Here is a 536-nt window from a genome sequence, read left to right as displayed (position 1 = left end):
CCCATATCATTTGGTCTTAAGTAACAGATACTCTGATTATGGGGAATAACGGTATATTCCACCCAATTATTACCATAATAACGATTATTCGGTGCACCATAAGGAGTGTTAGCTTGGATATTCCACACCTCTACTCTTAATTTATACGGCCCCCCACAGCCCCATAATTCATTACCTAACCTATCATTTGGAATTTGTTCACCATTTTCATACCATGTCGCTTTTAGATAACCTGACACATATCCCCCGGCTTCATCACCATCTGCATCACCTACAGTAAGATAAGGGATATTATGAGCATAACCATCACTGACGACACTATGGGACATCACTTGATTAAAATGCATACCTGGCGGTGCTTTTATTGCAACACCGGCATCCCAGGCGCTTATCCAATTATAACCACCTTGACCATCCGGAAAATTCAAGCCTATTATTTGACGTAAATCAGTTAAAGGGTTAAAACCATCGCCCAATATAACATAGGGCGCATTACCATGAATGACATTGGTTGTATGCGCCGATAATGCATGACT

The 536-nt window shown here is 40.9% G+C and carries 1 protein-coding gene; it reads right to left on the bottom strand.

Annotation, left to right across the window (positions count from 1 at the left end):
• Positions 1-536: hypothetical protein (locus B6D18_RS12700; RefSeq protein ID WP_158092599.1), on the bottom strand; the 536-nt coding region annotated here is incomplete at both ends.

The organism is Gilliamella sp. A7 (assembly GCF_002142015.1).
Classification (GTDB): Bacteria; Pseudomonadota; Gammaproteobacteria; order Enterobacterales; family Orbaceae; genus Gilliamella; species Gilliamella apis_A.
This window is presented reverse-complemented; position numbering and strand designations above follow the sequence as displayed.